The sequence below is a fragment of the Cupriavidus sp. TMH.W2 genome (assembly GCF_050847365.1).
Classification (GTDB): domain Bacteria; phylum Pseudomonadota; class Gammaproteobacteria; order Burkholderiales; family Burkholderiaceae; genus Cupriavidus.
Genome location: NZ_CP193793.1, coordinates 76,134 through 99,424, shown reverse-complemented (window position 1 = coordinate 99,424; position 23,291 = coordinate 76,134). Strand labels below are relative to the sequence as shown.

20 protein-coding genes are annotated in these 23,291 nt (G+C 68.2%); 12 read left to right on the top strand and 8 right to left on the bottom strand.

Features of this window, described 5'->3' with window-relative positions:
* Positions 1 to 18 precede the first annotated feature (18 nt).
* The gene (fumC, locus tag ACREYQ_RS18060; protein ID WP_432261582.1) at positions 19 to 1,425 is read left to right on the top strand and encodes a class II fumarate hydratase; all 1,407 of its coding nucleotides are present in this window, start codon (positions 19 to 21) and stop codon (positions 1,423 to 1,425) included.
* A 77-nt stretch (positions 1,426 to 1,502) separates the two neighbouring features.
* Here fumC and ACREYQ_RS18055 read toward each other — a convergent pair whose 3' ends face one another.
* Both ACREYQ_RS18055 and ACREYQ_RS18050 read right to left on the bottom strand, forming a co-directional pair.
* A complete protein-coding gene (locus tag ACREYQ_RS18055) occupies positions 1,503 to 2,273 on the bottom strand; it encodes a ferredoxin--NADP reductase (RefSeq protein WP_432261581.1) in 771 nt (256 codons plus the stop codon).
* 205 nt (positions 2,274 to 2,478) lie between these two features.
* Positions 2,479 to 2,817: a hypothetical protein gene (locus ACREYQ_RS18050; RefSeq protein WP_432261580.1), complete on the bottom strand. Its 339-nt coding sequence runs from the start codon at positions 2,815 to 2,817 to the stop codon at positions 2,479 to 2,481.
* Between the two features lie 310 nt (positions 2,818 to 3,127).
* Between ACREYQ_RS18050 and ACREYQ_RS18045 the strand changes: the two genes are divergently transcribed.
* Together ACREYQ_RS18045 and ACREYQ_RS18040 are read left to right on the top strand one after the other, a co-directional pair.
* Complete coding sequence (locus ACREYQ_RS18045) at positions 3,128 to 4,054, top strand: LysR family transcriptional regulator (protein WP_432261579.1); 927 nt, start codon at positions 3,128 to 3,130, stop codon at positions 4,052 to 4,054.
* Positions 4,055 to 4,135: 81 nt separating this feature from the next.
* Positions 4,136 to 4,609, top strand: coding sequence for an aminoacyl-tRNA deacylase (locus tag ACREYQ_RS18040; protein WP_432261578.1), 474 nt, complete (start codon positions 4,136 to 4,138; stop codon positions 4,607 to 4,609).
* Between the two features lie 86 nt (positions 4,610 to 4,695).
* Here ACREYQ_RS18040 and eutC read toward each other — a convergent pair whose 3' ends face one another.
* Both eutC and ACREYQ_RS18030 read right to left on the bottom strand, forming a co-directional pair.
* Positions 4,696 to 5,487: an ethanolamine ammonia-lyase subunit EutC gene (gene eutC, locus ACREYQ_RS18035; protein WP_432261577.1), complete on the bottom strand. Its 792-nt coding sequence runs from the start codon at positions 5,485 to 5,487 to the stop codon at positions 4,696 to 4,698.
* A 10-nt stretch (positions 5,488 to 5,497) separates the two neighbouring features.
* Positions 5,498 to 6,880 carry an ethanolamine ammonia-lyase subunit EutB gene (locus tag ACREYQ_RS18030; RefSeq protein ID WP_432261576.1) on the bottom strand — a complete coding sequence of 461 codons (1,383 nt, stop codon included), beginning with the start codon at positions 6,878 to 6,880 and terminating at the stop codon, positions 5,498 to 5,500.
* Between the two features lie 202 nt (positions 6,881 to 7,082).
* Here ACREYQ_RS18030 and ACREYQ_RS18025 point away from each other — a divergent pair, with 202 nt between their 5' ends.
* Positions 7,083 to 8,117 carry an AI-2E family transporter gene (locus tag ACREYQ_RS18025; protein ID WP_432261575.1) on the top strand — a complete coding sequence of 345 codons (1,035 nt, stop codon included), beginning with the start codon at positions 7,083 to 7,085 and terminating at the stop codon, positions 8,115 to 8,117.
* 45 nt (positions 8,118 to 8,162) lie between these two features.
* Here the strand turns inward: ACREYQ_RS18025 and ACREYQ_RS18020 are convergent, their stop codons facing one another.
* Positions 8,163 to 8,882, bottom strand: a complete 720-nt coding sequence (locus ACREYQ_RS18020; protein WP_432261574.1) for a FadR/GntR family transcriptional regulator — start codon at positions 8,880 to 8,882, stop codon at positions 8,163 to 8,165.
* A gap of 126 nt (positions 8,883 to 9,008) precedes the next feature.
* Here ACREYQ_RS18020 and ACREYQ_RS18015 point away from each other — a divergent pair, with 126 nt between their 5' ends.
* From ACREYQ_RS18015 to ACREYQ_RS17995, 5 genes are all read left to right on the top strand, one after another.
* A complete protein-coding gene (locus ACREYQ_RS18015; protein WP_432261573.1) occupies positions 9,009 to 9,791 on the top strand; it encodes a (Fe-S)-binding protein in 783 nt (260 codons plus the stop codon).
* Complete coding sequence (locus ACREYQ_RS18010) at positions 9,788 to 10,489, top strand: LutC/YkgG family protein (RefSeq protein ID WP_432261572.1); 702 nt, start codon at positions 9,788 to 9,790, stop codon at positions 10,487 to 10,489. The genes ACREYQ_RS18015 and ACREYQ_RS18010 overlap by 4 nt, the downstream gene beginning before the upstream one ends.
* Complete coding sequence (locus tag ACREYQ_RS18005; protein WP_432261571.1) at positions 10,486 to 11,931, top strand: LutB/LldF family L-lactate oxidation iron-sulfur protein; 1,446 nt, start codon at positions 10,486 to 10,488, stop codon at positions 11,929 to 11,931. Before ACREYQ_RS18010 ends, ACREYQ_RS18005 begins: the two co-directional genes overlap by 4 nt.
* A gap of 150 nt (positions 11,932 to 12,081) precedes the next feature.
* Positions 12,082 to 13,461 carry an IS4 family transposase gene (locus ACREYQ_RS18000; RefSeq protein ID WP_432261570.1) on the top strand — a complete coding sequence of 460 codons (1,380 nt, stop codon included), beginning with the start codon at positions 12,082 to 12,084 and terminating at the stop codon, positions 13,459 to 13,461.
* 243 nt (positions 13,462 to 13,704) lie between these two features.
* Positions 13,705 to 15,405 carry a lactate permease LctP family transporter gene (locus ACREYQ_RS17995; protein WP_432261569.1) on the top strand — a complete coding sequence of 567 codons (1,701 nt, stop codon included), beginning with the start codon at positions 13,705 to 13,707 and terminating at the stop codon, positions 15,403 to 15,405.
* A 180-nt stretch (positions 15,406 to 15,585) separates the two neighbouring features.
* On the opposite strand, the gene ACREYQ_RS17990 is transcribed toward ACREYQ_RS17995, so the two are convergent.
* The 3 genes from ACREYQ_RS17990 to ACREYQ_RS17980 all read right to left on the bottom strand — a co-directional run bounded on the left by ACREYQ_RS17990 (position 15,586) and on the right by ACREYQ_RS17980 (position 19,619).
* Positions 15,586 to 16,707: a CaiB/BaiF CoA transferase family protein gene (locus ACREYQ_RS17990; protein WP_432261568.1), complete on the bottom strand. Its 1,122-nt coding sequence runs from the start codon at positions 16,705 to 16,707 to the stop codon at positions 15,586 to 15,588.
* A gap of 46 nt (positions 16,708 to 16,753) precedes the next feature.
* On the bottom strand, positions 16,754 to 17,728 hold the full coding sequence (locus ACREYQ_RS17985) for a Bug family tripartite tricarboxylate transporter substrate binding protein (RefSeq protein WP_432261567.1): 975 nt from the start codon (positions 17,726 to 17,728) through the stop codon (positions 16,754 to 16,756).
* Between the two features lie 94 nt (positions 17,729 to 17,822).
* The gene (locus ACREYQ_RS17980; RefSeq protein ID WP_432261566.1) at positions 17,823 to 19,619 is read right to left on the bottom strand and encodes an acyl-CoA dehydrogenase family protein; all 1,797 of its coding nucleotides are present in this window, start codon (positions 19,617 to 19,619) and stop codon (positions 17,823 to 17,825) included.
* 120 nt (positions 19,620 to 19,739) lie between these two features.
* On the opposite strand from ACREYQ_RS17980, the gene ACREYQ_RS17975 reads away from it, so the two are divergent.
* From ACREYQ_RS17975 to feoB, 3 genes are all read left to right on the top strand, one after another.
* On the top strand, positions 19,740 to 20,675 hold the full coding sequence (locus tag ACREYQ_RS17975) for a LysR substrate-binding domain-containing protein (RefSeq protein ID WP_432261565.1): 936 nt from the start codon (positions 19,740 to 19,742) through the stop codon (positions 20,673 to 20,675).
* A gap of 420 nt (positions 20,676 to 21,095) precedes the next feature.
* Positions 21,096 to 21,410 (top strand): FeoA family protein, encoded by a 315-nt coding sequence (locus ACREYQ_RS17970; RefSeq protein ID WP_432262694.1) that lies wholly within the window; start codon positions 21,096 to 21,098, stop codon positions 21,408 to 21,410.
* 14 nt (positions 21,411 to 21,424) lie between these two features.
* Positions 21,425 to 23,281: a ferrous iron transport protein B gene (gene feoB / locus ACREYQ_RS17965; protein ID WP_432261564.1), complete on the top strand. Its 1,857-nt coding sequence runs from the start codon at positions 21,425 to 21,427 to the stop codon at positions 23,279 to 23,281.
* Positions 23,282 to 23,291: the final 10 nt, after the last annotated feature.

The following is a 23,291-nucleotide window of genomic DNA, read 5'->3' as shown; positions in this document are numbered from 1 at the left end:
CTGCACAGGAGTCCGCCCATGTCTGACCCGTCCATCTCCGCCACCCGCATCGAGAAAGACAGCCTGGGCGACGTGCCCGTGCCGGCCGATCACCTGTGGGGCGCCCAGACCGAGCGCTCGCGCCAGAACTTTCGCATCGGCACCGAGAAGATGCCGCCGGCGCTGATCGAGGCCTTTGCCATCCTGAAGCTGTGCGCCGCGCGCGCCAACGGCGAACTTGGCGTGCTCAAGCCCGAACTGGCGCAGGCAATCGAACAGGCCGCGACCGAGGTCATCGAAAGCCGCTGGCCCGACGAGTTCCCGCTTTCGGTCTGGCAGACCGGCTCCGGCACGCAGACCAATATGAACCTGAACGAGGTCATCGCCAACCGCGCCATCCAGCTGCTGGGCGGCAAGGTCGGCAGCAAGACGCCGGTGCACCCCAACGACCACGTCAACGCCAGCCAGTCCTCCAACGACAGCTTTCCCACCGCGATGCATATCGCCGCCACGCGCGCGATCCGGCAGGAACTGCTGCCGGCGCTGGAGCAGCTGCAGCAGACCTTTGCGCGCAAGGTGGAGGCCTTTGCCGATATCGTCAAGGTGGGCCGCACGCACCTGCAGGATGCGGTGCCGCTGACGCTGGGCCAGGAGTTCTCCGGCTACATGACGCAGGTGGCCGATGCCCAGACGCGGCTGCAGCAGGCCATGCTGCGCGCGATGCCGGTGGCGCAGGGGGGCACCGCGGTGGGCACCGGCCTGAACGCGCCGCACGGCTTCGCCGCGGCCTTCGCGCGGGCGCTGGCCGACTACACCGGCCTGCCGTTCGAGCCCGCGCCCAACCGCTATGCGCTGCAGGCCTCGCACGACGCGCTGGCCGACCTGTCCGGCGCGCTCAACACCACGGCCTCGTCGTTCCTGAAGATCGCGCGCGACTTCATGCTGCTGGGCTCGGGCCCGCGCGCGGGCTTTGCCGAGCTGGTGCTGCCGGCCAATGAGCCGGGCTCGTCGATCATGCCGGGCAAGGTCAACCCGACCCAGGCCGAGGCGCTGGCAATGGTGTGCTGCCGGGTGATCGGCAACCACACCACCGTAACGCTGGCCAACGGCCTGGGCACGCTGGAGCTGAACGCCTACAAGCCGGTGATCATCTACAGCCTGCTGCAGTCAGTGAGCCTGCTGGCGGGCGCTGCATCGAGCTTTGCCGAGCATATGGTCGAAGGCGTCGAGGCCGACCGCGAACGCATCGCCGAACTGCTGGAGCGCTCGCTGATGCCGGTGACCGCGCTCAATCCGCATATCGGTTACGACAAGGCCGCGGAAATCGCGAAGCTGGCGGTCAAGCGCAACCTGTCGCTACGCGAGGCGGCGATCGCGTCAGGGCATGTCACCGAGGCGCAGTTCGCCGAGTGGATCGACCTGAAGGGGATGACGCGGGAGGTGTAGCGGGAGGTGCAGCGGGGACGCGCCCCGGCACGGAAGCGTTCCGCGCCGGGGGCAAGCCGGTTCTAGCCGGCGAAGGTTCAGCCGACGAAGGCCTTTTCCAGCACGAAATGGCCGGGGTGGCTCATATTGCCTTCAGTGAAGCCGCGCGCCTCCAGGAGGCCGCGGACGTCCCTGAGCATGTCCGGGCTGCCGCACAGCATGATGCGGTCGTTCTCGGTCGAGAACGGCGCCACGTCCAGGCGGTCGAACAACTCGCCGGAGGCGATCAGGTCGGTGATGCGGCCCTGGTTGTCGAACTCCTCGCGCGTCACGGTCGGGAAGTACACCAGCTTCTCGCGCACCAGTTCGCCCAGGTGCTCGTGCTGCGGCAGGTGCTCCTGGATCAGTTCGCGGTAGGCCAGCTCTTCCACGAAGCGGCAGGTGTGGGTCAGCACGACCCGGTCGTAGCGCTCGTAGACATCCGGGTCGCGGATGATCGACAGGAACGGCGCCAGGCCGGTGCCGGTGGCCAGCAGCCAGAGCGTCTTGCCGGGCAGCAGGTTGTCCACCAGCAGCGTGCCGGTCGGCTTCTTGCCCACGTAGATCTGGTCGCCCTCGCGCAGGTGCTGCAGGCGCGAGGTCAGCGGGCCGTCGGGGACCTTGATGCTGAAAAACTCCAGCGTTTCTTCGTAGTTGGCGCTGGCGATGCTGTAGGCACGCAGCAGCGGGCGACCGTTCACCTCCAGCCCGACCATGGCGAACTGGCCATTTTCAAAGCGGAAACCGGGGTCGCGCGTGCAGGTAAAGCTGAAAAGGGTGTCAGTCCAGTGATGGACGGAAAGAATGGATTGCTGGTTCAGGTTGCTCATGGCGAAATGCGGCTACAGCGGCGGAATACAGCACCAAAGACGGCTGGAAAGGAAGGATCTTAACGCATGCCCGGGGGCGGCGCAGGCGGAGCCTGCAATGCCAGCGCGGGAATTCGGCGACGGGGGGCGCCAGTGCGGCGCATGCGGCACGCCGGGGTATTGCGGGGATGCGGGGAAGTTCCGCCTGCTTCATTTGCCTTGCGCGTCAGCCCCCCGGCGCGGGCCCTGACAGTTCGCAGCGCTGGCGCGCCAGCGCCTCGCGCGAGTAGCCGTGGCGCACGCGCAGCTGGTGTTCCACGGCATCTGCCTGGTCCAGGCAGGCGAAGACCAGGTCGTCCTTCACGCGCTGCGACACACCCTTCAGGCGCGGCGCTTCGTACGCGACCTGGCGCGCGCGGCAGCGCAGGAACAGCAGTGTTTCCTGCGAGGCGGTGATCAGCTGGTCGTGCTCGATCCGCTTGCATTCGACCAGGTCCTGGGCGAGGACGCTGGCGCCGGCAAAGAGCAATGGCAGGCACAGCCATCGGCACAACGAGCGGTGCATGGCAAACGGGGGCGCAGTGGGCCGGTTGAAGGTCTGGCTCGCATCATTGCCCAGACCCGCGCACAGTGCAAGCCGCAGCGCGTGCAATATCCTGTTGCGATTCGGCGCCAGACGGTCCCAGGCGGGATTCAGTGTCCAGCCAGACGAACAATCGCCCGCAAACCCTGATGGCTGCGTCGCGGGGAACTACGTAGGCTGCACCGACCACTGATACGCAGCCGCGGTGCAAGGCCGCGGGACGCCTGCGCGAGCGTGGCAATATACGGGGGCCGTAACCGCCAGACCGCCCCCGTCTTTCATTGATCACCCCATGGACCTGAACGCCCTGCGCCTGTTTGTCGACATCGTCGACGCGGGCAACCTGAGCGCGGCCGCGCGCAAGCTCAAGATGACGCGCGCCAATGTCAGCTACCGGCTCAAGGCGCTGGAAGAAGAGCTGGGCGTGCAGCTGCTGCGCCGGACCACGCGCCATGTCGAGCCGACCCCGGTCGGCGCCGGGCTCTACGAGCACGGCCGCAACATCCTGGGCGAGGTCGCCGCCGCCAATGCGCTGATCAGCAATATGGGCAAGAGCCTGCAGGGCCATGTGCGGCTCTCGGTGCCGACCGGCCTGGGCCATTCGCTGCTGTCGCCGCTGCTGGTGCTGTTCAAGCAGCGCTACCCCGACATCACGCTCGACGTGGTCTTCGATAACCGCGTGCGCAACCTGGTGTCCGAGGACGTGGAGGTGGCGCTGCGCATCATTTCCACGCCGCCGGATTCGGTGGTCGCCACCGAGATCGGCGAAGTCGACTGGGTCGTGTGCGCGTCGCCGGTGTACCTGGCCGGCCACCCGGCGCCGCAAACGCTGACCGGGCTGCAGGAACATGCGTTCGTCTGCGCGTCGCCCGAGGGGCAAAAGCTCAAGGCGGCGGGCACGCGGCAGGACGGCGCCGATGGCGGTGAATTCCGTGAGCAGGTGGTGCTGGAACCCACGCTCACCTCCGAGAACTTTGCCTTCCTGAAAGAGGCGGTGCTGGCGGGCCTGGGCATCGGCATCTTGCCGATCTATGCGATCGGCGCGGAACTGGGCAGCGGGGCGCTGGTGCCGCTGCTCTCCGACTACCGCATCAGCGTGTTCGGCAGCAAGCTCTATATGCTGACCATGCCCAACCGCTACCAGACGCTGGCCACGCGCTACCTGCTGAATTTCCTGAAGACCGAGCTGCAGGCGGTGTGGCCGCGGCTGCACCGGTAGCTCGCCCCGTCGGGGATGGCGCCAGGCACTATAGTAGGAGCACAAGGATAACCGTCGGCGCATCCGCACCAAGGAGCAACCATGGCCCTCGCTAGCACGCTTGCAAACTGCCTGAGCAGCAAGAACACCCAATACGACATCATCCGCCACCCCTACACCCTGAGCAGCATGGCCACGGCAGAGGCCGCGCATGTGCCCGGGGACCGGCTGGCCAAGACGCTGTTGCTGGAAGATGACCGCGGCTACGTCGCCGCTGTGATCCCTTCGAGCCATCACCTGCAGATGGCCGCCATCTGCGAACAGACCGGGCGCAACCTGGTGCTGGCGCATGAGGACGAGATCCGCGAGATCTTCAAGGATTGCGACCTTGGCGCGATTCCGCCGGTGGCCATGGCCTACGGCATGCAGACCTATGTGGATGACAGCCTGATGCAGCAGCCCGACGTGTATTTCGAGGGCGGCGACCACCAGGAACTGGTGCACATGAGCGGCGAGCAGTTCTCGCAGCTGATGTCGGATGCGGGGCATGGGCAGTTTTCGCGCCGCATGATGTAAGCGTCGCGCGGCAGCGGCCACCACGCGGGTTGCGTACCCGCGCGGTGGCCGTTTTGCATGCTGGCGCAGCGGCTGCTGCGGACCATTCAGCCCGCGGGCAGCACCGGCACGCTGTCATCCTTCAGGTCCACGCCGGAACGCCCCAGCGCTGCCGCGCCGCGCAGCAGGAAGGCCAGCCGGTCGGCGGCCTGCGCATAGGGCAGCCCTTCGGGGCGCACGTTGGAGATGCAGTTGCGCTCGGCGTCGGTGCGCCCCGTGCGCGGCGCATGGGTCAGGTAGATGCCGAGGCTGTCGGGCGAGCTCAGCCCCGGCCGTTCGCCGATCAGCATCACCACCTGGCGCGCGCCGAGGATCTCCCCGATCTCATCGCCCAGCGCCACGCGCGACTGTTCGGCCACCACCACCGGGCCGATGCGCCACCCCTGCGGCAGGCGCTGGCGCGTGGCATCCAGCAGCGGCAGCGCATGGGTCTGCGTAGCCAGCGCGGACAGGCCATCCGCAATCACGAACACCACATCCGGCGCCTCATGCGGCCGCGCCGCCGCCAGCCGCTCGCGGCTGGCATCGTCCAGGCGGCGGCCCAGGTCGGGGCGGCGCAGGTAGTGCGCGCGGTCCGGCGCCGCGCTGTGCACGGCCACGTTCGGCACCGCTGCCGCATCCAGCGCCGTGGTCACGGCGCCCACGTCCAGTGGCAGGTGCACCGCATCGCGCGCCTGCGCGTGCGCGAGGCCGAAGGCGAGCACGGCATCGGTGGTCTGGCTGTGGCCGGTGCGGCCCAGCGCAATGCGTGCGCGCGTGAACCGGCGCAGGCGCTGCCAGGGATCGACGTCGACCTCGGCGGGGGCAGGACTGGCAGGGGGCTGGCGTCTGGCCGTCATCGGCTGGTCCTTACAGGCTGTGGGCCGTCTGCAGCAGCGGCTGGCGCGCCGCGGGCTCCAGCAGCCGGCCGGTGCCGTCGGCAATGCCCATGCGCTGCAGCCAGGCCTCGAACTCCGGCGCCGGGCGCAGCCCCAGCACCTCGCGCAGGTACAGCGCGTCGTGGAACGAGGTGCTCTGGTAGTTGAGCATGATGTCGTCGGCGCCCGGCACGCCCATGATGAAGTTGATGCCGGCCACGCCGAACAGCGTCAGCAGCGTGTCCATGTCGTCCTGGTCGGCCTCGGCATGGTTGGTGTAGCAGACGTCGCAGCCCATCGGCACGCCCATCAGCTTGCCGCAGAAGTGGTCTTCCAGACCGGCGCGGATGATCTGCTTACCATCGTACAGGTACTCGGGCCCGATAAAGCCCACCACCGTATTGACCAGCAGCGGCGAGAACGCGCGCGCCACGCCATAGGCCCGCGCCTCCATGGTCTGCTGGTCGACGCCGTGGTGGGCATTGGCCGACAGCGCGCTGCCCTGCCCGGTCTCGAAGTACATCAGGTTGTCGCCCACGGTGCCGCGCGCCAGCGCCTGGGCGGCGTCGTGGGCCTCGGCCAGCAGCGACAGGCTGATGCCGAAGGCCGCGTTGGCGCGCTCGCTGCCGGCCACGGACTGGAACACCAGGTCCACCGGCGCGCCCTGCCCGATCGCGCGCAGGGTGTTGGTGACATGGGTCAGCACGCAGGATTGCGTGGGGATGTCGAAGCGGCTGCGCAGCTCGTCGATCATGCGCAGCAGCGAGACGATGGCGCCCAGGTTGTCCGAGGCCGGATTGACGCCGATGGTGGCATCGCCGCAGCCATAGAGCAGGCCGTCGATGATCGATGCGGCGATGCCCTTGGGATCGTCGGTCGGGTGGTTGGGCTGCAGCCGCACCGAGAGCCGGCCCGGCAGCCCCACCGTGCTGCGAAAGCGCGTGACCACCTGGCACTTGCGCGCCACCGCCACCAGGTCCTGGTTGCGCATCAGCTTGCTGACCGCCGCGGCCATCTCCGGGGTGATGCCAGGCGCCACCCGCGCCAGCATCGCGCTGTCGGTCTCATGCCGCAGCAGCCAGTTGCGCAGGTCGCCCACGGTGGTGGCGCCGATGGCGGCGAAGGCGGCGGCATCGTGGCGGTCGAGGATCAGGCGCGTGACCTCGTCGTCCTCGTACGGCACCAGCGCTTCATTGAGGAACCGGGCCAGCGGCACCTCGGCCAGCGCCAGCCGCGCTGCCATCCGCTCCTGCTCGCTGGCCGCGGCAACGCCAGCCAGGGCGTCGCCGGAGCGCGCCGGGCTGGCGCGCGCCAGCAGCGTGCGGAGGTCGGCGAAGACGTGGCGCCGGGTGCCGATAGTATGGGAGTAGGCCATGCGTTCCGTTCCTGGGCTTGGGGCCAGACGACGACAGCGGTGCGCCGGGCACGATTCCCCCTAATATAGACACCCTTTGCGTGTGGCGTTATGCCAACATTGCGAAGACATTGCGACAGCGCGCGCGGCCTGACTCAGGCGCAACATCTGGATCGGCGAGAATCCAGAATAATTTTCAGCAAATTGCATGCCGGAGACCCCGATGAAAGACCCCGACCCGACCACCACCCCGCGCTTGCTGCCGGCCGCGTGGTACAGCGTCGGCACCGTCGCCTACCTGCTGACCGCCCTCGCGCTCCTGACCGTGCTGCACGCCAACCTGGTGGCGGCGCTGCTGTCCGGGCTGCTGCTGTACTCGCTGGTGGACGTGCTGGCGCCGCGCCTGAAGCGCCTGAACCAGCGCCACGACGCGCTGGCCGTGGCCATCCTGTCGGCGGTGATCCTGCTGGGGCTGACGCTGGCGGGCTGGCTGCTGGTGCGCTTTGTCAGCGGCGAGGGCACCCTGGACGGGCTGCTCAACCGTGTGGCGGACATCATCGACCGCTCGCACGGCCAGCTGCCGCGGTGGCTCAGCGATGCGCTGCCCAATGGCGTGGACGAACTGGCCAACACGCTGATCGAGACGCTGCGCGAGCATGCCGCGATGGCGCAGAAGCTGGGCGCCGAAGTGCTGCGCACGCTGGTGCATATCCTGATCGGGCTGGTGATCGGCGCCATGGTGGCGCTGTACCGCGCGGTGGCGCGTCCCAACCGCCGGCCGCTGGCCGCGGCGCTGGTGGCGCGCGCGCGCACGCTGCAGCAGGCGTTCTCGCAGTTCATCTTCGCACAGATCCAGATCTCGACCATCAACACGGTGCTGACTGCGATCTACCTGCTGCTGGTGCTGCCGCTGTTCGGCATGCACCTGCCGCTGACCAAGACGCTGCTGGTGATCACCTTCGTGGCGGGGCTGCTGCCGGTGCTGGGCAACCTGATCTCGAACACGGCCATCGTGGTCGCATCGCTGTCGGTGTCGCTGCCGATCGCGGTGGCGTCGCTGGTGTTCCTGGTGGTGATCCACAAGCTGGAGTACTTCCTGAACGCGCGCATCATCGGCGCGCGCATCCAGGCCGCGGCGTGGGAGCTGCTGACGGTGATGCTGCTGATGGAAACACTCTTCGGCATCCCGGGCGTGATCGCCGGGCCGATCTTCTATGCCTATCTGAAGCGGGAGCTGGCCGGCGCCGGGCTGGTCTGAATGGCGCAGCCGTCACGCCGGGCCGCTGGTAGGACCAATGCCTGCTCAGGCGCCGTCCTGCTCCACCCGGCTGCGCACGAAGTCGATATGGGTCTGCATGGCCGTGCGCGCCTCTTCGGGCCGGCGCGCGCAGATCGCTTCGCAGAGTGTGCGATGCTGCAGCAGCAGCAGGTCTGACGCGCTGTCGTCCTGTTCGCGCAGGCCGGTGCCGTTGATGGTGATGTGCTCGCGCAGCATGCCGATCACGCTGGTATGCAGGTGCAGGAACATGGTGTTGTGCGAGGCCTGGGCGATGGCGTCATGCAGCCGGGCATCGGCATCGGCCTCGGCCTGCTTGTCGTCGGCGGTGCGCGCGCGTTCCAGTTCAGCCATCAGCGCGCGGATGCGCCTGACGTCGGCGGCGTCGGCGCGCAGCGCCGCGAAGTAGGCCGTGGCCCCCTCCAGCACGCGGCGGAACTCCAGGATGTCGTCGCGCAGCGCGGGGTGGTCGGCCACCAGCTGGCCCCACGGCGAGGCAATGCCGGCGCGCAGCTGGTCGGTGGCGTAGACGCCCGCGCCGCGCCGGCTCTGCAGCAGGCCACGCGCGGCCAGGCGCTGGATCGCCTCGCGCACGGTGTTGCGCGCCACCTCGAATTGCCCGGCCAGCACGCGCTCGGCCGGCAGGCGCGTGCCGGGCGGCCAGGTGCCGTCGAGCAATGCGGTCTCCATCCCGCGCATCACCGACTCCACGCGTCCGCGGGTGCGCCCGTGCCTTGCTGCCGTCATGCCGTGTGTCCTCGCTCCTGAACTTGCGCGGGTCGCCGGGAGAATTGGTCCAACCAATTTGTACCGCCGCGCGGAAGCGGGAATTATGCGCCCAAACGTGCGACCCCAGCACGCCCGGAGCGAGACATGAAGGATCGTCAGTACCCCACCGGCCCTGCCCCCACGCAGGTCTACCTGTTTGCCACCTGCCTGGTCGACATGTTCGTGCCGCAGGCCGGCCTCGATGCCGTGCGGCTGCTCGAGCGCGAAGGGCTCACCGTGCACTTCCCGCGCGGCCAGAGCTGCTGCGGCCAGCCCGCCTACAGCAGCGGCAACCCTGACGCCGCCCGCGCCGTGGCGCGCGCCCAGCTCGACCTGTTCAGCCAGCCGTGGCCGGTGATCGTGCCGTCCGGCTCGTGCGCGGGCATGATGCGCCACCACTGGCCGCAACTCTTTGCCGACGATCCGGTGGCCGGTCCCAAGGCGCTGGAACTGGCCGGGCGCATCTATGAACTAGGCGAGTTCCTGCTGCATGTGCTGAAAGTGGACTTTGGCGATGCCGCGCCGGCGAGCCAGCCGCAGGAGCGCATCGTGCTGCATACCTCGTGCGGCGCCCGTCGGGAAATGGGTACGCGCCAGCACGGCGTGGCCCTGGTCGACGCCCTGCCGGGGGTGGTCCGCGTGGAGCATGAACGCGAGTCCGAATGTTGCGGTTTCGGCGGCACCTTCTCGCTCAAGCATCCCGATATCTCCGGCGCCATGGTGCGCGACAAGGTGGCCTCGGCCTGCGCCACCGGCTGCGGCCGGCTGGTCTCGGCCGACTGCGGCTGCCTGCTCAATATCGGCCATACCGCCGCGCATGACGGCGCGCCGCTGCAGGTGGAACACCTCGCCAGCTTCCTGTGGCGCCGCACCGGAGGTGCCGCATGAGCACGCCCGGCGCCCGCGAACGCATGCTCGGCCGGCTGCGCGCCGCCGCGCCCGCACCCTCCCCCGCCACCACGGATCTCGACCGCCGCATCGACAGCCATTTCGCAGCGCGCCGCCACGGCACGCCTCCCGTGGGCGACCTGGTGGCCGCGATGCAGGCAGCGCTGCAAGGCCTGCACGCCGAAGTCTGGTGCGCCGGCGAAACGGCCTGGCCGGCGTTGCTGGCCACTGAGCTGGGCAATGCGGGCGTGAAGCGTCTGCTGCTCGATCCTGCCAGCAAGGCCGGCGCCGCACTGGCCGCCGCACTGCCGGCCCAGATCGAAGCCATCGGCTACGGCCGCCCCATCGAAGCCTGGAAGGCCGAGCTGTTCGACACCGTCGACGCCGGCTTTACCGTGGCGCGCTCCGGCATCGCCGCCACCGGCACGCTGGTGGTCGCGCCCGACGCGGGCTCGCCGCGCACGGTGTCGCTGGTGCCGCCGCTGCACGTCGCGCTGGTGCGCGCGTCGACACTGCACGTTGACCTGCATATGGCCGCGCGCACCGAGCGCTGGTCCGACGGCATGCCGACCAACCTGGTGCTGATCTCCGGCCCGTCCAAAACGTCCGACATCCAGCAGACGCTGGCCTACGGCGCGCATGGTCCGCGCCGGCTGTGGGTCGTCATCGAAACCGACACCGGGGAGGCCGGGCAATGAGCCAGCAGATACTGAATTTTGTTCCGCCGCAGGACTTCAAGGCGCGCGCCCGCGAGGCGCTGGACGACCCCAAGCTGCGCCAGAGCTTTCGCGGCGCGATGGACTTCCTGCAGGGCAAGCGCCTGGCGCAGTTCCCCGACGCCGACGAGCTGGAGCGCCTGCGCGACCTGGGCGAGGCGGTGCGCCAGCACGCGCTGGCCAACCTGCCCGACCTGCTGGTGCAGCTGGAGGCCAGGCTGACCGCCGCCGGCGTGCAGGTGCACTGGGCCGAGAACGCCGACGAGGCCAACGCGATCATCCACCGCATCGCGGCATCGAAGCAGGCCAGGCGCGTGATCAAGGGCAAGTCGATGGCCAGCGAGGAGATCGAGCTGAACCACTACCTGGCCGAGCGCGGCGTGGACTGCATCGAGTCGGACATGGGCGAGTACATCGTCCAGCTCGCCGGCGAAAAGCCCTCGCATATCGTCATGCCGGCCATTCACAAGACCAAGGGCGATATCGCGCAACTGTTCGAGGCGCATATCCCCGGCACGCCCTATACCGAGGATGTCGACGCGCTGATCCAGACCGGGCGCCGCGCGCTGCGCCAGGCCTTTGTCGAAGCGGATATCGGCCTGTCCGGCGTGAACTTCGCCGCCGCGGATACCGGCACGCTATGGCTGGTGGAGAACGAGGGCAACGGGCGACTGTCCACCACCGTGCCCGATGTGCATATCGCCATCATGGGCATGGAAAAGGTGGTGGCCCGGCTGGAACATATCGTGCCGCTGTCCACGCTGCTGACGCGCTCGGCCACCGGGCAGGCCATCACCACGTACTTCAACCTGATCTCCGGGCCGCGCCGCGCGGGCGAGCGCGACGGCCCGCGCGAGGTCCACCTGGTGCTGCTCGACAACGGCCGCACCCAGGCCTACGCCGATACGCAATTGCGCGCCACGCTGCAATGCATCCGCTGCGGCGCGTGCATGAACCATTGCCCGGTCTACACGCGCATCGGCGGCCACGCCTATGGCACGACCTATCCCGGCCCGATCGGCAAGATCATCTCGCCGCACCTGCTGGGGCTGGACGCCACCGCCGACCTGGCCACCGCGTCGAGCCTGTGCGGCGCCTGCGGCGAAGTGTGCCCGGTGCGCATCCCGATTCCGCAATTGCTGGTGCGCCTGCGCACCGAAGCCAACCGCGATCCCGAAGAGCAGGTTGCCAACCCGCTGCGCGGCCAGGGCGCCAAGTACAGCCGCGGCGAACACCTGGTGTGGCGCTTCTGGAGCGGCGCGTATTCGCATCCGGCGACGTACCGGCTGTTCCGCTGGGCCGCCACGCGGCTGCGCGCGCTGACGCCGGCGAAACAGATGGGATGGACCCAGCACCGCACGCCGCTGAAGCCGGCGGCGAAGAGCCTGGCGGATCTTCTGAGGGAGAAGGGGCAGCCGGAGTAGGCCGTCATCGAGGACGCGAGCGGTTCCGCTCCCGACGGTGTGCTCCCTCTCCCGCTTGCGCTTGTCTTTACCCACATCTCGATAGGAAAGGTTGTAAACGGGATTGGACGGTGTTAACTTCGGGGAAGTTGACAATCAGTGGTGGCAATTTTGTCTGATACGGAAGATCTGGAAGACTGGGCCAGCGACGAATTCGGTGGCGCTCAGTTGGGCGATGCACGTCGCACGCAGCGCCTTGTGGCATTGGCGCGCGGACTAGCGCAAAAAGCCCATGTTTCGTTCCCGCAGGCCTTGAGTGGTGCCCAACTCAAGGCGGCATATCGCTTCTTTGATAATGAGGCGGTCGACCCGGACGGAATACTGGCGAGCCACGTCGTTCAAACCGTGGGTCGCATGCAGCAGGTACCTGTCGTATTGGCGGTGCAGGACACCACGGAATTCAATCTGGCAAATTTGCCCGCGACTGAGGGACTTGGTCACGGCACGGGCGGCAATTTGCGCGGATTCATGTTGCACAGCGTGCTGGCGGTGACGCCTGAGGGCCTGCCACTGGGCGTGTTGAGCATGAAGACGTGGGTGCGTGCGCCGCAAGCATCGGGCAAGGCCAGGCAGCGCCGGGCGCTGTCCATTCGTGACAAGGAAAGCGTGAAGTGGCTGGAGGGGCTGGAATGCCTTGAGCCGCTCAAGATGCAGTGTCCGGACACGCACCTTGTTGCCGTCAGCGATCGCGAGGGCGATGTGTACGACGTGTTCCTGGCGCAGCGCCCAGCGGGGGTGGACTGGTTGGTGCGGGCCGCCTGGAATCGGGGCGTGGATCACCCAGAGAAGTATCTGTGGGAGACGGTTGCTGCGGCCCCCGTACTCGGGGAGACCGTCCTGCACGTGCCCAGGAGTGGCGCCAGGCAAGCGCGTAGCGCCCGACTGGCTTTGCGCTGTGTGCCCGTCCAACTGCGACCGCCGCGCAGCCGCGGTGCAGAGGCCCTACCAAGCCTCGAAGTGTTTGCCATTCACGCACTGGAAATCGATCCGCCCGAAGGTGTTGAGCCGCTCGAATGGATGTTGCTCAGTTCGATGCCCACCCAAACGCTGGAAGATGTGCTGGAACGGCTGAGCTGGTATGCCCGGCGCTGGACCATTGAATCCTGGCATCGTGTCCTGAAAAGTGGCTGCCAGATCGAGGCTCGGCAGTTCGGGACGCTGGAGCGGTTCCTGCGCGCCACGGCGCTGTTCGCCGTGATCGGCTGGCGCATCATGTACGCGACCATGCTCGGCCGGCTTGAAGCCGATATCCCTTGCTCGGTGCTATTGCAGTCGCTCGAATGGCAGGCCTTGTACTGCCGCACGCACGGCACAACCAAGCCACCGGAGCAGGCACCCAAACTCAGCGAAACGGTCCTTTGGATCGCCAAGCTCGGTGGCTACCTGGGTCGCAAAAACGACGATCCCCCCGGTGCTACTGTCCTCTGGCGCGGCTTCCTCGTTTTGCACGAAATCACCGAAATGTATCGGATCTTCCAGAAAAACGAGTAAGCCGCCGGAAGTTGTGGGTAAAGGCAAGCGCTTGCGGGAGAGGGTTGGGGTGAGGGCGGGAGCGTCGACGAAGTGCAGCGCTGTCGCATAACGCTGGCCTGCCCTCACCCCCTGCCCCTCTCCCGCAAGCGGGAGAGGGGAGCAAACAAGCGGCGTTTCGATGCCCTCGGTAATTCGATGCCCGCAGCCTTCACCAACAAATCAAAGATTTCCCGAAACACCACCAAAGCAGGAGACTAAACCGTGCAACCCTGGACCCAACTCTATACGCCGCTGGGCAGCCTGTGGCTGTCGTCGCTGGCGGCAGCCATCCCCATCCTGTTCTTCTTCATCGCGCTGGCCGTGCTGCGCATGAAGGGCCATGTCGCCGCCGCGGTGACCCTGCTGCTGGCGCTGGCCGTGGCGATCTTTGCCTACGGCATGCCCGTGCGGCAGGCGCTGGCCTCGGCCGGCTTCGGCTTTGCCTACGGCCTGTGGCCGATCGCGTGGATCATCGTGACCGCGGTGTTCCTCTACAAGATCGTGGTCAAGACCGGCCAGTTCGACGTGATCCGCGCCTCGGTGCTGTCGATCACCGACGACCAGCGCCTGCAGATGCTGCTGATCGGCTTTGCCTTTGGTGCCTTCCTGGAAGGCGCCGCGGGCTTCGGCGCGCCGGTGGCGATCACCGCGGCGCTGCTGGTGGGCCTGGGCTTCAATCCGCTGTACGCCGCGGGCCTGTGCCTGATCGCCAATACCGCGCCGGTGGCATTCGGCGCGATGGGCATCCCCATCATCGTGGCGGGCCAGGTGACGGGCATCGATCCCTTCCATATCGGCGCCATGGCGGGCCGGCAACTGCCGCTGCTGTCGCTGATGGTGCCGTTCTGGCTGGTGTTCATGATGGACGGCGCCAAGGGCGTGCGCGAGACGTGGCCGGCGGCGCTGGTGTGCGGCGGCAGCTTTGCCGTGACGCAGTACTTCACCTCCAACCATATCGGGCCCGAGCTGCCGGACATCACCTCGGCACTGGTGAGCCTGGTGTCGCTGGCGGCCTTCCTGAAGGTATGGCAGCCGCGCAGCGCGTCGCAACGTGCCGGCGGCAATGTCCGCGGCGGCACGGTAGCGCTGGCTGGTTTCGGCGGCGGATTCGGCGGCAACATGGCGAGCCGCAAGGCGTCGCCCTACACCCTGGCGCAGACATTGCGCGCGTGGGCGCCGTTCGGCATCCTGACCGCCATCGTCACGGTGTGGAGCCTGCAGCCGTTCAAGGCCCTGTTTGCCGCCAACGGCGCGCTGGCCGGTACGGTGCTGAAGTTCAAGATCCCGGGGCTGGACCAGATGGTGATCAAGGCCGCGCCGATCGTGGCCACGCCCAAGGCCTATGACGCGGTGCTGAAGATCGACCTGCTCTCCGCCGTCGGCACCGCCATTTTGCTGACCGCGCTGATCTCGGCCGTGCTGCTGCGCATGAAGCCGCGCGCGCTGCTGGCCACCTTCGGCGAGACCCTGGTGGAACTGGCGCGCCCGGTGCTGTCGATCGGGCTGGTGCTGGCGTTCGCCTTTGTCGCCAACTACTCGGGCATGTCGTCGACGCTGGCGCTGCTGCTGGCCGGCACCGGCGCGGCGTTCCCGTTCTTCTCGCCGTACCTGGGCTGGCTGGGGGTGTTCCTGACGGGGTCGGACACCTCGTCCAATGCGCTCTTCTGCGCGCTGCAGAACACCACCGCGCACCAGATCGGCGTGTCTAACACGCTGCTGGTGGCTGCCAACACCACCGGCGGCGTCACCGCCAAGATGATCTCGCCGCAATCGATCGCGGTGGCCTGCGCGGCGACCGGGCTGGTGGGCAAGGAGTCGGAGCTGTTCCGCTTTACGGTCAGGCACAGCCTGCTGTTTGCCGTGATCATCGGCATCATCACGGTGGTGCAGGCTTACCTGTTGCCTGGGATGATTCCGGGCTGACGCCTGGACGTTACCGATTGGGGGCTCCCTCTCCCGCTTGCGGGAGAGGGCTGGGGTGAGGGCGGGCATATCCACGAAGTTCAGGCCGTTGGTATGCCCGCGCCTACCCTCACCCCCTGCCCCTCTCCCGCAAGCGGGAGAGGGGAGCAAACCAGCGGTGCAGGGCCGGTGCCGTCGCGCCTATTCGAGGAACTCGTCCCCTTCAGTAAGCGGCGCATACCGGTACGTCGCTGGCGTGCGGCTCAGCCTGACCGGCGCGCCCAGCCCCTTGTAGCCGTCTTCCATCTCCACCACCATCTCGCGGTGCTGCGTATGTGGATGCTGCAAGGCGTCGGCCACGGACAGCACCGGCGCGCACGGCACGCCGGCGGCCACCAGTTCATCGGCAAGCACCTTGCCATCGAATTCGCGCAGGCTGGCTTCCAGCTCCGCCTTCAGCGCCACGCGATTCACCGAGCGCGCGCCGGCCATGGCATAGCGCTCGTCATCGGCCAGCGCAGGCAACCGCAGGTGCTCGCACAGGATGCGGAACTGCCGGTCATTGCCCACGGCAAGGAAGATCGGGTCGGTGGCGGTGGCGACGGTGTCATACGGGTAGATGTTCGGATGCGCGTTGCCGGTGCGCTGCGGCGTCTTGCCGCTCATGAACCAGTTGGCCGCATGCGGATGCAGCAGCGACAGGCCGGAGTCATAGAGCGCGGCCTCGACAAACTGGCCGCGCCCGCTGCGGGCGCGCTCCTGCAAGGCCAGCAGCACGCCGATCACGGCGTTCAGGCCCGTCACCATGTCCACCACCGGCAAGCCCACGCGCAGCGGATCGCCATCGGCCTCGCCGTTGATGCTCATGATGCCGGACATGGCCTGGATGGCGGCGTCATAGCCGGGCAGGCCGCCCAGCGGGCCGTCGGCGCCGAAGCCCGACACGCGGCAATGCACCAGCCGCGGGAAACGCGCGGACAGGGTGTCGTAGCCCAGCCCCCACTTCTCCATGGTGCCGGTCTTGAAGTTCTCGACCAGCACGTCGGCCTCGGCCAGCAACGCAAGCAGGACTTCACGATCCGCCTCGGCGGTCAGGTCCAGCCGCATCACGCGCTTGTTGCGGTTCAGGCCGAAGTAGTAGGAGGCCACGCCGTCCTTGAACGGCGGCCCCCAGGTACGGGTGTCGTCGCCCTGCGGCGGTTCGATCTTGAGCACGTCCGCGCCGTGGTCGCCCAGGACCTGGCCGCAGTACGGGCCGCCCAGGATGCGCGACAGGTCGACCACGCGGATGCCGGCGAGCGCGCCGGGGCTGGTTTGGGTCATGGCTGGTATCTCTGTGCGGTTCGGTCGTGCGGTTCAGTCAAGCGGTTCAGTCCAGCTGGGCGCCGGATTTCTGCACCACGGTGCGCCACTTGCCGACCTCGGCCTTGACGAAGCCGCCCAGTTGCTCGGGCGTGGTCGATGGCGCGAACTCCAGGCCCTGCGCCTGCAGGGTCTTGCGTACGTCGGGCTGCCTGAGCGCATCGGCAAAGGCGCGGTTGAGCTTGCCGATCACTTCGGGCGGCGTGCCGGCGGGCGCGACCACGCCGAAGAACACCGATACGTCGAACCCGGTCACGCCCTGCTCGGCCACGGTCGGCACGTCCGGCAACGCCTGCGAGCGCGCCTTGGTAGTCACGCCCAGCGCGCGCATCTTGCCGCTCTTGATAAACGGCATCGCGGTCAGCACGTCGGTGAAGGCCATGCTGACCTGCCCGCCCAGCAGGTCGTTCAGCGCGGGACCCGTGCCCTTGTACGGGATGTGCTGGAAATCCGTGCCGGTGACGTTGTTGAACAGCACCCCGGCCAGGTGTGAAGACGCGCCGTTGCCGGACGAGGCATAGGTCAGCTTGCCAGGGTGCGCCTTGCCATAGGCGATCAGCTCGTTGACGTTCTTCGCCGGCACCGACGGATTGACCACCAGCACATTGGGCAGCTGGCCGATCTGGATCACCGGGGCGAAGCTCTTGACCGGGTCGTAGTTGATCTTGCGATACAGGCTCACGTTGATCGCCAGCGGCGCCGAGGTGCCGAACATCAGCGTGTAGCCATCGGGCTCGGCGCGCGCCACCGCTTCGGCGCCGATATTGCCGCCGGCGCCGGCGCGGTTCTCCACCACCACCGGCTGGCCCAGGCTGGACTTGAGCGCGGCCGCAAGCGTGCGCGCCATGGCATCGGTGGGGCCGCCCGGCGGGTAGGTGACGACCATCATGATCGGCTTGGACGGGAAGTCCTTCTGGGCGAAGGCGGGGGTGATAACGAGCGAGCAGGCAGCGATGGCCGCGACGCGGTGCCAGAGTTTCATGGCGTTGTCTCCTGGGTGTAGGACATCTCCCGCCCCGGGGCGGGATGGTATTGCGGGGGATGGTGTGACAGATGCGGGCCGGCCGTCGGGCCGGTCAGAACACGTTGACCTGGTCGATCGCGCCGGCGGCACGCACCGTGCCGTCGGCCGGCGCGACGGTCTCGGCCAGCCACTCGGGCTCGGCCTGCGCGGCCAGCGGGTCTTGCGGCAGCACGCGGTGGCGCAGGACCAGCTGGGCCAGCCGCATGCGGCGTACCGAGCCGATGCGCCCGGCCTCCCATGCCATCGCCACCGCGCTGGTGACGTGGTACAGCGCCGAGGCCGCCTGGCGCGCCAGCAGCTCGCCTTGCGCGCCGGCATCGGCAGCCTGCGCGGCCAGCGTCGCAGCGGCGGCGATGGCGCCTTCAAACGCGGCGCGCGCGGCCGCATGCATCGGCGTATCGGCCAGCAGCCCGGCCAGGTGCGCCTGCAGCACCGGCAGCGCGCCTTCGCGACGGACCGCGCGCAGCACGTCGAGCGCGACGATATTGCTGGTGCCTTCCCAGATCGAGCCAAGGTGGGCGTCGCGCACCAGGCGCGGATCGCTCCATTCCTCGATATAGCCGCAGCCGCCGCGGATCTCCATGGCGTCGCCGGTGACCTTGCGCGCGTCGCGGCAGGCGCGGAACTTGATCAGCGGCGTCAGGATGCGCATCAGCGGGTAGGCGTCGGCCTCGCCCGCATCGGCACGGCGCAGCGCCTCGGCGGTCTGGAACACCATGGTGCGCGCCTGTTCGGTCGGCAAGGTCAGCTTGAGCAACTGGCGGCGCATCAGCGGCATGTCCTGCAGGCGCTTGCCGAATGCCTGGCGCTCGCGCGCGATGAACAGGCCCTCGGTCAGCGCGCGGCGCATCAGGCCGGCGGCGCGCACGCCGTTGGACAGGCGCGAGTTGTTGATCATGTCGGCCATCTGCACAAAGCCGCGGCCGGGTTCGCCGACCAGGTAAGCATGCGCGCCTTCCAGCCGGATCTCGCCGCTGGCCATCGAGCGCGTGCCCAGCTTGTCCTTCAGGCGGATGATCCGGTAGTGGTTGTCGCTGCCGTCGGCCAGCTTGCGCGGCAGCAGGAACAGCGACACGCCCTTGTGGCCCGGCACGGCGTTGCCGGCCTCATCCTCCACGCGCGCCAGCACCATCGCCAGCGCGGCATCGGGGTTGGAGCAGAACCACTTGTCGCCCAGCAGGCGCCAGCCGCCCTCGGCAGCGGGGTCGCGCACCGCGCGCGTGGCGGTGGCGGCCACGTCGGAGCCGGCGCCCTGCTCGGTCATGAACATCGCACCCTGGTACAGATCGTCAAAGACCTGCGTGGTCAGGTTGGGCAGGAAGCGCTCAACCAGCACCGGATCGCCGAACTTGCGCAGCGTGCGCGTCAGCGAGTCGGTCATCGACAGCGGGCAGCACAGGCCAAACTCGGCCTGCACGAACAGATATGTGAGCGCGTACTTGGCCGCCGGCGGCATGGGCTTGTCCCACCCAAGCACGCCGCCGCGGTGCGACGCCGCCGCCAGGCCGAATTCGGCAAAGGCCACACGCTCCAGCTCCACATAGGCCGGATGCTTGTCGATGCGCTGCGCGTCCACGCCGGCGCGGGTGCGGTAGGTGAGTTCGGGGGGATGGTGGTCGGCCACGCCGGCCAGCTCGTCGAGCACGCCGCCGGCCAGGGCGCCCATGCGCTCGAGATGCGGCAGCAGGTGGTTGAACAGGTCGGCGGGCAGGTACAGCGGCAGCAACGCGCGCAGCTCCGGGTCGGCGGCAAACAGGCTGCCGCCCTGGCGGTCCGGTACCGGGTGGGCGGCTGCCGGCGCAGCGGCGTGGGCTTGATGGGTGGTGTCGCGCACGGCGCTGGACGGCATGGCTGGTCTCCTGGAATTGGGCGGGCTCCGGCTGGCGGTCCCCTGGACACCATTATTCAAACCCCAAGGATTTGCGTCTAATTCTAAAATTGGCTTGATCCATATAATTTCTGTATCACCATGGAATTCCGACACCTGCGTTACTTCCTCGTGCTGGCCGAGGAACTGCACTTCGGCCGGGCCGCGCGCCGGCTTGCCATTTCCCAGCCGCCGCTGTCGCTCAATATCCAGCAGCTGGAGGCCTCGGTCGGGGCGCGGCTGTTCGACCGCGACAGCCGCGGCGTGCGGCTGACCGCGGCCGGACGCGCCTTCCGCGAATCGGCCACGGCACTGCTGGCCCAGGCCGAGGCCGCGCGGGTGCTGGCACGCGAGATCGAGGCCGGCGCGGTCGGGCGGCTGCGGGTGGGCTTTGTCGGCTCGATGCTGTATCGCGGGCTGCCGCAGACCCTGCGCGCGTTCCAGGCGGCCTATCCCGGCATCCAGGTGGCGCTGACCGAGCTCAACTCGCAGGAGCAGATCGACGCGCTGCTGCACGACGAACTCGACGCCGCCTTTATCCACACTGGCCGGGTGCCGGACACGCTGCAAGCGACCCTGGTGCATACCGAACCCTTTGTCTGCTGCCTGCCGGCCGACCACGCGCTGGCCGCGCTGCCGGAGTTGCCGCTGACGGCATTGCGCGGCGAGCCCTTTGTGCTGTTCTCGCGCAAGGCCTCGCCGGACTACTACAGCCGGATCTTCGACATGTGCGCGGCACAGGGCTTCTACCCGCAGATCCGCCATGAGGTGCGGCACTGGCTGTCGGTGGTGTCGCTGGTCTCGCAGGGGATGGGCGTGGCGGTGGTGCCGGCGGCGCTGGCGCGCTCTGGCATGGCCGGCGCCGCGTTCCGCCCGCTGGCCGATGCGGCGGTGCGCTCGGAGGTCTACTGCGCGTGGAAGACGGCGCCGGACCATCCGGCACGCGATCATTTCGTCGGCATGGTGCGGGAGATGACGGCCGCCGCCGAGGGCAGCCCCAAAGAAAAAGCCACCGATCCTGAGACCGATGGCTTGTGAAGTACGCGTGGAACGGGGTGTTCAGCGTGCTCGCAGCTTAACGCCGCCGGCTGGCGGCATCCAATAACGCAAATGTAGTATTTGTTCGCAATTGCATGAAACGGGTTGCATTCGGTTTCGCGTTGCCTGATGGCCCGCCAGCCTCGATGCCGCCACGCGCAACGGCCTGTCCGGCCAGTTCGGCGCGCGCTGACACTGGCAGTGGTGCGCGGGCTGACCGTCGCTCGCTGTCACCCGAACCCTGAGCGGTTATCATTCGCCTCCAGCCGCCCAATGATGCGGCACAGGCCGGCGTACTCGTCCTTTTAGGGGCAACGCCATGCCTCATTTGCTATACAATGAAAACGATTTTCATTTACATACCCCGGCGTGGTCGCGCAGACCGCTTGGCGGCAGACCGCGCCACGGACTGGAAGCATGATGCGGTTGTCTGAACTACCACGGCGCACGCCCGCCGTAGTGCAATCGGTGGACGACGCCACCCCCGCGGACCCGGTCGCGCGCCGTCTGCGCGAACTGGGCTTCGTGCCCGGTGAAGCCGTGCAGATCATCGCCCACGGGCCCTTCGGCATGGACCCCCTGGTGGCGCAGGTAGGCTTCACCCGCTTTGCGCTGCGCCGCTCGGAGGCGGCGCGCATCGGCGTGGAGATCGCCGGTGCCTCGGTCACCAGCATCGCCCCGGTCACGCAGGGCGGCGACCAGACCGCCAAACTGTCCGCAAAACGGACTGCCTGAGCCTTCCCCGGATTATGTCTGCAGCTCCTTCTACTTCTGCCCTGCGCATTGCGCTGGTCGGCAATCCCAATTGCGGCAAGACCGCACTGTTCAACCGCCTGACCGGCAGCCGCCAGAAGGTGGCCAACTATGCGGGCGTGACCGTCGAGCGCAAGGAAGGCTACTTCATGTCGCCGGGCGGGCGCCAGGTGCGCATCCTGGACCTGCCCGGCGCCTACAGCCTGCACGCGGCCAGCCTCGACGAAGCCATCACCCGCGACGTCTGCATGGGCGTGCGCCCCGGCGAGCAGCGCCCGGACCTGCTGGTGTCGGTGGTCGACGCCACCAACCTGCGCCTGCACCTGCGCTTCGTGCTGGAATTGCGCCGCCTTGGCCTGCCGATGGTGGTGGTGCTCAATATGAGCGACGCCGCCGCGCGGCGCGGCATCCAGATCGACCGCGACAAGCTGTCGGCTGCGCTCGGCGTGCCGGTGGTCAGCACCGTCGCGGTCAAGCGCGATGGTGCCGCGGCGCTGGTCAAGCTGCTCGACAACACCCTGCCGCCGGCCCCGCCGGCCTCCCCGGAGCCCGCCAGCGACATGGACGTGCACACCGAGGTCAACCGCCTGCTGGCGGCCGCGGTCAGCATGCCGGCGCGCACCGCCGCGCTGGACGACCGCATCGACCGCATCGTGCTGCATCCGGTGTTCGGCCTGTTGCTGCTGGCGGTGCTGCTGTTCCTGATGTTCCAGGCGGTGTTTTCTTGGGCCGCGCCGCTGATGGAAGGCATCGAGGGCGGCGTGCACTGGGCCGGCGAAATGCTGGGCGCGCACCTGCCCGACGGCATGCTCAAGAGCCTGCTGGTCGACGGCCTGGTCGCGGGCCTGGGCAGCGTGGTGGTGTTCCTGCCGCAGATCCTGATCCTGTTTCTGTTCATCCTGACGCTGGAAGAATCCGGCTACCTGCCGCGCGCGGCCTTCCTGCTGGACCGCCTGATGATGGGCGCGGGGCTGTCGGGGCGCTCGTTCATCCCGCTGCTGTCCAGCTTTGCCTGCGCCATTCCCGGCATCATGGCCACGCGCACCATCCAGGACCCGCGCGACCGGCTCACCACCATCCTGGTGGCGCCGCTGATGACCTGCTCGGCGCGGCTGCCGGTGTATGCGCTGCTGATCGGCGCCTTCATCCCCGAGCGCACCGTGATGGGCCTGTTCAACCTGCAGGGGCTGGTGCTGTTCGCGCTGTACGTGGCAGGCATCGTCAGCGCGCTGGTGGTGGCCTACGCGCTCAAGTTCTTCCGCCGCGACCGGGCCGACCATCCGCTGCTGATGGAGCTGCCCTCGTACCGCATTCCCAACCCGCGCGATGTGGCCATCGGCCTGTGGGAGCGTGCCCGCATCTTCCTGTCGCGGGTGGGCAAGGTGATCCTGGCGCTGACGGTGCTGCTGTGGTTCCTCTCGACCTTCCCGTCGGCGCCCGTGGGCGCGACCGCGCCGGCCATCGACTACAGCTTTGCCGGCATGATCGGCCATGCGCTGCAGAAGGTGTTCGCGCCGGTGGGCTTCAACTGGCAGATCTGCATCGCGCTGGTGCCGGGCCTGGCCGCGCGCGAGGTGGCCGTGGGCGCGCTGGCGACCGTCTATGCGCTGTCGGGCAGTGAAGAGACCGTGGCCACGCAGCTGGCGCCGATGATCGCTGCCCAGTGGTCGCTGGCCACCGCGCTGTCGCTGCTGGCCTGGTACGTATTTGCACCGCAGTGCATCTCCACGCTGGCGGTGATCCGGCGCGAGACCAACTCGTGGAAGGTGATGGCGCTGTCGGCGGCCTACCTGACCGGGCTGGCCTACCTGGCGGCGTTCGCGACCTACCGCGTCGCGCTGATGTTCAGCTGAGAAAAGCCGT

Excerpts from the sequence above, each read along its gene's own strand:
- ACREYQ_RS18010 (WP_432261572.1), top strand. The coding sequence starts at position 9,788 with ATGAGCACGCCCGGCGCCCGCGAACGCATGCTCGGCCGGCTGCGCGCC.
- fumC (WP_432261582.1), top strand. The coding sequence starts at position 19 with ATGTCTGACCCGTCCATCTCCGCCACCCGCATCGAGAAAGACAGCCTG.
- ACREYQ_RS17990 (WP_432261568.1), bottom strand. The coding sequence starts at position 16,707 with ATGACCCAAACCAGCCCCGGCGCGCTCGCCGGCATCCGCGTGGTCGAC.
- ACREYQ_RS17975 (WP_432261565.1), top strand. The coding sequence starts at position 19,740 with ATGGAATTCCGACACCTGCGTTACTTCCTCGTGCTGGCCGAGGAACTG.
- ACREYQ_RS17985 (WP_432261567.1), bottom strand. The coding sequence starts at position 17,728 with ATGAAACTCTGGCACCGCGTCGCGGCCATCGCTGCCTGCTCGCTCGTT.
- ACREYQ_RS18025 (WP_432261575.1), top strand. The coding sequence starts at position 7,083 with ATGAAAGACCCCGACCCGACCACCACCCCGCGCTTGCTGCCGGCCGCG.
- ACREYQ_RS18055 (WP_432261581.1), bottom strand. The coding sequence starts at position 2,273 with ATGAGCAACCTGAACCAGCAATCCATTCTTTCCGTCCATCACTGGACT.
- feoB (WP_432261564.1), top strand. The coding sequence starts at position 21,425 with ATGTCTGCAGCTCCTTCTACTTCTGCCCTGCGCATTGCGCTGGTCGGC.
- ACREYQ_RS18030 (WP_432261576.1), bottom strand. The coding sequence starts at position 6,880 with ATGGCCTACTCCCATACTATCGGCACCCGGCGCCACGTCTTCGCCGAC.
- ACREYQ_RS17970 (WP_432262694.1), top strand. The coding sequence starts at position 21,096 with ATGCGGTTGTCTGAACTACCACGGCGCACGCCCGCCGTAGTGCAATCG.
- ACREYQ_RS18045 (WP_432261579.1), top strand. The coding sequence starts at position 3,128 with ATGGACCTGAACGCCCTGCGCCTGTTTGTCGACATCGTCGACGCGGGC.
- eutC (WP_432261577.1), bottom strand. The coding sequence starts at position 5,487 with ATGACGGCCAGACGCCAGCCCCCTGCCAGTCCTGCCCCCGCCGAGGTC.
- ACREYQ_RS18005 (WP_432261571.1), top strand. The coding sequence starts at position 10,486 with ATGAGCCAGCAGATACTGAATTTTGTTCCGCCGCAGGACTTCAAGGCG.
- ACREYQ_RS17980 (WP_432261566.1), bottom strand. The coding sequence starts at position 19,619 with ATGCCGTCCAGCGCCGTGCGCGACACCACCCATCAAGCCCACGCCGCT.
- ACREYQ_RS18020 (WP_432261574.1), bottom strand. The coding sequence starts at position 8,882 with ATGACGGCAGCAAGGCACGGGCGCACCCGCGGACGCGTGGAGTCGGTG.
- ACREYQ_RS18050 (WP_432261580.1), bottom strand. The coding sequence starts at position 2,817 with ATGCACCGCTCGTTGTGCCGATGGCTGTGCCTGCCATTGCTCTTTGCC.
- ACREYQ_RS18040 (WP_432261578.1), top strand. The coding sequence starts at position 4,136 with ATGGCCCTCGCTAGCACGCTTGCAAACTGCCTGAGCAGCAAGAACACC.
- ACREYQ_RS18015 (WP_432261573.1), top strand. The coding sequence starts at position 9,009 with ATGAAGGATCGTCAGTACCCCACCGGCCCTGCCCCCACGCAGGTCTAC.